Raw genomic sequence first — 6839 nt, 5'->3', positions numbered from 1 at the left:
GCCGCCAACAACATCTCCAAGGGCATTCTGAAATATGCGAATTCCGGCGGCGTCCGCCTCGGCGGCCTGGTCTGCAACGAACGCCAGACCGACAAGGAGCTCGAGCTGGCCGAGGCTCTCGCCAAGAAGCTCGGCACCCAGCTGATCTATTTCGTGCCGCGCGACAACATCGTGCAGCATGCCGAACTGCGCCGCATGACGGTGCTCGAATACGCGCCGGAGTCGGTCCAGGCCAACCACTACCGTAACCTGGCGACCAAGATCCACGGCAATGCCGGCAAGGGCATCATCCCGACCCCGATCACGATGGACGAGCTCGAGGACATGCTGATGGAGCACGGCATCATGAAGGCGGTGGACGAGAGCCAGATCGGCAAGACCGCCGCCGAGCTCGCCGCCACGGCCTAAGCGTCACCGGTCATCCGGCCCGTCTCTTCGACGGGCCGGGCGATCTCCGCAACCGATCATCGAGGAAAAAGCCAGATGAGCGTTATCGAGAAACAAAGCGTTGCCGAGATCAAGGCACGCAACAAGGAACTGATCGCCGAGGTCCTGAAGGTCTATCCCGAGAAGACCGCCAAGCGTCGTGCCAAGCACCTCAACGTCCACGAGTCCGGCAAGTCGGACTGCGGCGTCAAGTCGAACATCAAGTCGATCCCCGGCGTCATGACCATCCGCGGCTGCGCCTATGCCGGCTCGAAGGGCGTGGTGTGGGGCCCGATCAAGGACATGATCCATATCAGCCACGGCCCGGTCGGCTGCGGCCAATATTCCTGGGCGGCGCGCCGCAACTATTACATCGGCACGACCGGCATCGACACCTTCGTGACGATGCAGTTCACCTCCGACTTCCAGGAAAAGGACATCGTCTTCGGCGGAGACAAGAAGCTCGCCAAGATCATGGACGAGATCCAGGAGCTGTTCCCGCTGAACAACGGCATCACCGTGCAGTCCGAATGCCCGATCGGACTGATCGGCGACGACATCGAGGCGGTCTCCAAGACCAAGTCGAAGGAATATGACGGCAAGACCATCGTTCCGGTCCGCTGCGAAGGCTTCCGCGGTGTCTCCCAGTCCCTGGGGCACCACATCGCCAACGACGCGATCCGGGACTGGGTGTTCGACAAGCTGCCGGCCGACGCCGCGCCGCGGTTCGAGCCGTCCGATTACGATGTCGCGATCATCGGCGACTACAATATCGGTGGCGATGCCTGGTCGTCGCGCATCCTGCTCGAGGAGATGGGCCTGCGCGTGATCGCCCAGTGGTCGGGCGACGGCTCGCTGGCCGAGCTCGAGGCGACGCCGAAGGCGAAGCTCAACGTGCTGCACTGCTACCGTTCGATGAACTACATCTCTCGCCACATGGAAGAGAAGTTCGGTATTCCGTGGTGCGAGTACAATTTCTTCGGGCCGAGCAAGATCGCCGAATCGCTGCGCAAGATCGCCAGCTATTTCGACGACAAGATCAAGGAAGGTGCCGAGCGCGTCATCGCCAAGTACCAGCCCCTGATGGACGCCGTGATCGCCAAGTACCGGCCGCGCCTCGAAGGCAAGACCGTGATGCTGTTCGTCGGCGGCCTGCGTCCGCGCCACGTGATCGGCGCCTATGAGGACCTCGGCATGGAGGTCGTCGGTACCGGCTACGAGTTCGCCCACAATGACGACTATCAGCGCACCGCCCAGCACTACGTCAAGGACGGCACGCTGATCTATGACGACGTGACCGGCTACGAGTTTGAGAAGTTCGTCGAAAAGGTCCAGCCGGACCTCGTCGGCTCGGGCATCAAGGAAAAGTACGTCTTCCAGAAGATGGGCGTGCCGTTCCGCCAGATGCACTCCTGGGACTATTCCGGTCCCTACCATGGCTATGACGGGTTCGCGATCTTCGCCCGCGACATGGACATGGCCATCAACTCGCCGGTCTGGAAGATGACCAAGGCGCCCTGGAAGCAGGCGCCCAAGCCCTTGCTCCAAGCGGCCGAGTAATCACCACCACCCACGGCCTGGCTCTCCTTCGGCGGAGAGCCAGCGCTCCCTGATCGACACAGGAACATAGAGAGGGTTTTCCCATGACGCAGTCTGCCGAACATGTGCTCGATCACTTCGAGCTTTTCCGTGGTCCCGAATACCAGCAGATGCTGGCGAACAAGAAGAAGATGTTCGAGAACCCGCGCGACCCTGCTGAGGTCGAGCGCATCCGCGAATGGGCCAAGACGCCCGAATATCGCGAGAAGAATTTCGCCCGCGAGGCGCTGACGGTCAATCCGGCCAAGGCCTGCCAGCCGCTCGGCGCGGTGTTCGTCGCCGTCGGCTTCGAGAGCACGTTGCCGTTCGTGCACGGCTCGCAGGGTTGCGTGGCCTATTATCGCAGCCATCTGTCGCGCCACTTCAAGGAGCCGAGCTCCTGCGTGTCGTCGTCGATGACCGAGGACGCGGCCGTGTTCGGCGGCCTCAACAACATGATCGACGGCCTCGCCAACGCCTACAACATGTACAAGCCGAAGATGATCGCAGTGTCGACCACCTGCATGGCGGAAGTCATCGGTGACGACCTCAACGCCTTCATCAAGACGTCCAAGGAGAAGGGCTCGGTTCCGGCCGAGTTCGACGTTCCCTTCGCCCACACACCCGCCTTCGTTGGCAGCCACGTCACCGGCTATGACAATGCGATGAAGGGCATTCTCGATCACTTCTGGGACGGCAAGGCCGGCACCGCGCCGAAGCTGGAGCGTGTTCCCAACGAGAAGATCAACTTCATCGGCGGCTTCGACGGCTACACCGTCGGCAATTTGCGCGAAGTGAAGCACATCTTCGAGGAGATGGGGATCGAGTACACCATCCTCGGCGACAATTCGAACGTGTTCGATACGCCGACCGACGGCGAGTTCCGTATGTATGAGGGCGGTACCACCCTGGAAGACGCGGCCAACGCCGTTCACGCCAAGGCGACGATCTCGATGCAGCATTACTGCACCGAGAAGACGCTGCCCTTCATCGCCAATCACGGACAGGAAGTGGTCTCGTTTCATCATCCGGTCGGCGTGTCCGGCACCGACGCCTTCGTGATGGCGCTGTCGCGCATCTCGGGCAAGGAGATCCCGGAATCGCTCGCCCTCGAGCGCGGCCGGCTGGTCGACGCCATCGCGGACTCCAGCGCCCATATCCATGGCAAGAAGTTCGCGATCTATGGTGATCCGGACCTCTGCCTCGGCCTCGCCTCGTTCCTGCTCGAACTCGGCGCGGAGCCGACCCATGTGCTCGCCACCAACGGCAACAAGGAATGGGCCGAGCGGGTGCAGGCGGTGTTCGATGCCTCGCCGTTCGGGAAGAACTGCCATGTGTATCCCGGCAAGGATCTCTGGCACATGCGCTCGCTGCTGTTCACCGAGCCGGTCGACTTCCTGATCGGCAACACTTACGGCAAATATCTGGAGCGCGACACCGGCACGCCGCTGATCCGCATCGGCTTCCCGATCTTCGATCGCCACCACAAGCACCGCTACCCGGTGTGGGGCTATCAGGGCGGCCTCAACGTGCTGGTCACGATCCTCGACAAGATCTTCGACGAGATCGACCGCAACACCAACGTGCCGGCCAAGTCGGACTACAGCTTCGACATCATTCGCTGAGGACGGCGCGCGGCGGCTCCCCAAGGGCCGCCGCGCTTCGCAAGGGGACGATGAGGCTCAAGGGGAGGCGCCATGCGCCTGGGCTTCGTCGCTCGCAAGACGCGCCCACGGTCCGCCAACAGGAGAAGCCAATGAGCTCGCTGTCTGCCACGATCCAGAACGTCTTCAACGAGCCGGGTTGCGGCAAGAACGCCAACAAGTCCGAGGCCGAGCGCAAGAAGGGCTGCACCAAGCAGCTGCAGCCGGGCGGCGCGGCCGGTGGCTGTGCCTTCGACGGTGCGAAAGTCGCACTGCAGCCGCTGACCGACGTGGCACATCTCGTGCACGGACCGATCGCCTGCGAAGGCAATTCCTGGGACAACCGTGGTGCGGCATCATCGGGCTCGCAGATCTGGCGCACCGGCTTCACCACCGATATCAACGAGACCGACGTCGTGTTCGGCGGCGAGAAGCGCCTGTACAAGGCGATCAAGGAAATCATCGAGAAATACGATCCGCCGGCGGTGTTTGTCTACCAGACCTGCGTGCCCGCCATGACCGGCGACGACATCAATGCGGTGTGCAAGGCGGCTTCCGCCAAGTTCGGCAAGCCGTGCATTCCCGTCAATTCACCCGGTTTCGTCGGCCCGAAAAACCTCGGCAACAAGCTCGCCGGCGAGGCGCTGCTCGACCATGTCATCGGCACGGTCGAGCCGGAGGTGACGACGCCCTACGACCTCAACATCATCGGCGAATACAATCTCTCCGGCGAGCTGTGGCAGGTGAAGCCGCTGTTCGACGAACTCGGCATCCGCATCTCCGCCTGCATCTCCGGCGACGGCCGCTACAAGGACGTCGCCTCGTCGCACCGCGCCCGCGCGGCGATGATGGTGTGTTCCAAGGCGATGATCAACGTCGCCCGCAAGATGGAAGAGCGTTACGGCATTCCGTTCTTCGAGGGCTCGTTCTACGGCATCCAGGACTCCTCGGACTCGCTGCGCGAGATCGCACGCCTGCTGGTCGAGCGCGGCGCGCCGGCGGACCTGCTGGAGCGGACGGAGGCGGTGATTGCCCGCGAGGAGGCCAAGGCCTGGGCGGCGATCGAGCCGTTCAAGAAGCGCCTCACCGGCAAGAAGGTGCTCTTGATCACCGGCGGCGTGAAGTCGTGGTCGGTGGTGGCGGCGCTTCAGGAGGCCGGCATGGAGCTGGTCGGCACCTCCGTCAAGAAGTCCACCAAGGAAGACAAGGAGCGTATCAAGGAGCTGATGGGCCAGGACGCGCACATGATCGACGACATGGCGCCGCGCGAGATGTACAAGATGCTGAAGGACGCCAAGGCCGACATCATGCTGTCCGGAGGCAAGTCGCAATTCGTGGCGCTGAAGGCGGCGATGCCCTGGCTCGACATCAACCAGGAGCGCTCCCACGCCTATATGGGCTATATCGGCATGGTGAAGCTGGTCGCCGAGATCGACAAGGCGATCTACAACCCGATGTGGGAGCAGCTGCGCAAGCGTGCGCCGTGGGAGAGCGCCAGCACCACCTGGCAGGCCAAGGCGATCGCGCAGGCCAACGCCGAAGCCGCGGCGCTCGCCGCTGATCCCGTCGCTGCGGAAGCCGTGCGGCGCGCCAAGAAGATCTGCCACTGCAAGTCGGTCGATCTCGGCACCATTGAGGGTGCGATCAAGGCGCACGCCCTGACCGACGTCGCCGGCGTCCGCACCCACACCAACGCCTCGGGCGGCTGCGGCGCCTGCGCCGGCCGGGTCGAGGACATCCTGGCCCGCGTCAGCGCGCCGGCCGAGCTGCTGCAGGCGGCGGAGTAGGGTGGCGCACATGGCCAAGGTCACGATTGGAAAGAAGGCCTGCGCGGTCAATCCGCTGAAGATGAGCCAGCCGATCGGCGGCTCATTCGCCTTCCTCGGCCTGCGCGGAGCGATGCCGCTGCTGCACGGCTCGCAGGGCTGCACCTCGTTCGGCCTGACGCTGTTCGTGCGCCACTTCAAGGAAGCGGTGCCGATGCAGACGACGGCGATGAGCGAGGTCGCCACCGTGCTCGGCGGCTATGAGAATGTCGAGCAGGCGATCCTCAATATTTACAAAAAGCAGAAGCCGGAGATCATCGGCATCTGCTCCACGGGCGTGACCGAAACCAAGGGCGACGACGTCGACGGCTACATCAGGCTGATCCGCGAGAAGCACCCGGAACTCGCCAACTATCCGCTGGTCTACGTCTCGACGCCGGACTTCAAGGATGCCTTCCAGGACGGCTGGGACAAGACCGTGGCCAAGATGGTCGAGGTGCTCGTCGACAAGCCGATTTCGATCCGGCGCGATCCGGCGCGCGTCAACGTGCTGCCGGGCTGCCATCTGACGCCCGGCGACATCGAGGAGTTGCGCACCATCTTCGAGGATTTCGGGCTCGAACCGTCGTTCCTGCCGGATATCGGCGGCTCGCTCGACGGTCATATCCCCGACGAGTTCACGCCGACCACGATCGGCGGCATCGGCCTGGAAGAGATCGCGACCATGGGCAGCGCGTCCTGGACGATCGCGATCGGGGCGCAGATGAAGCGGGCGGCGGAGGCGATGGAGGCCAGGACCGGCGTGCCGTACCGGCTGTTCGAGCGTCTCTGCGGCCTGTTGCCGAACGATGAGTTCATGACCTTCCTGAGCGAGATCTCGGGACGGCCGGTGCCGGCGAAGTACCGCCGGCAGCGCGGCCAACTCGCGGACGCGATGCTGGATGCGCATTTCCACATCGGCGGCCGCAAGCTCGCCATCGGCGCCGAGCCGGACCTGCTGTTCGACGTCGCCAGCATGCTGCATGACATGGGCGCCGAGATCGCGGTCGCCATCACCACGACGCAGTCGCCGGTGCTCGAGCGCATGCCGTGCGCGGAGGTGCTGATCGGCGATCTCGAGGATTTGGAGACGCAGGCCAAGGCGCGGGACTGCGGCCTGATGATGACGCATTCGCATGGCCGCCAGGCCGCCGCGCGCTTGAAGATCCCGTTCTACCGGATCGGTTTCCCGATGTTCGACCGGCTCGGGGCAGGGCATCTCTTGACGGTCGGCTATCGCGGCACCCGCGATCTCATCTTCGCGCTGGCCAATCTGATCATCGCCGATCGCGAGGACAACCATCAGCCGACGCCTGACACCTGGCTCGACCCATGGGCCGAGCATCAGGCGCCGATCGACTCCGCTGTCGTGGCGCCACTGCATTGA

General features: G+C 63.7%; 5 protein-coding genes. All 5 read left to right on the top strand.

The window, feature by feature from the left end:
* A partial coding sequence (locus HL671_RS36815; RefSeq protein WP_470287774.1) for a P-loop NTPase family protein occupies positions 1-408 on the top strand: 408 nt, incomplete at its 5' end.
* A gap of 75 nt (positions 409-483) precedes the next feature.
* Positions 484-1986: a nitrogenase molybdenum-iron protein alpha chain gene (gene nifD / locus HL671_RS36810; RefSeq protein WP_012045819.1), complete on the top strand. Its 1503-nt coding sequence runs from the start codon at positions 484-486 to the stop codon at positions 1984-1986.
* An 83-nt stretch (positions 1987-2069) separates the two neighbouring features.
* A complete protein-coding gene (nifK, locus tag HL671_RS36805) occupies positions 2070-3629 on the top strand; it encodes a nitrogenase molybdenum-iron protein subunit beta (protein ID WP_012045818.1) in 1560 nt (519 codons plus the stop codon).
* A gap of 131 nt (positions 3630-3760) precedes the next feature.
* Complete coding sequence (gene nifE / locus HL671_RS36800) at positions 3761-5434, top strand: nitrogenase iron-molybdenum cofactor biosynthesis protein NifE (RefSeq protein ID WP_172243859.1); 1674 nt, start codon at positions 3761-3763, stop codon at positions 5432-5434.
* 10 nt (positions 5435-5444) lie between these two features.
* Positions 5445-6839, top strand: coding sequence for a nitrogenase iron-molybdenum cofactor biosynthesis protein NifN (gene nifN, locus HL671_RS36795; protein WP_172243856.1), 1395 nt, complete (start codon positions 5445-5447; stop codon positions 6837-6839).

It is taken from the genome of Bradyrhizobium denitrificans (assembly GCF_013179005.1).
GTDB classification, from domain to species: Bacteria; Pseudomonadota; Alphaproteobacteria; order Rhizobiales; family Xanthobacteraceae; genus Bradyrhizobium; species Bradyrhizobium denitrificans.
This window is presented reverse-complemented; position numbering and strand designations above follow the sequence as displayed.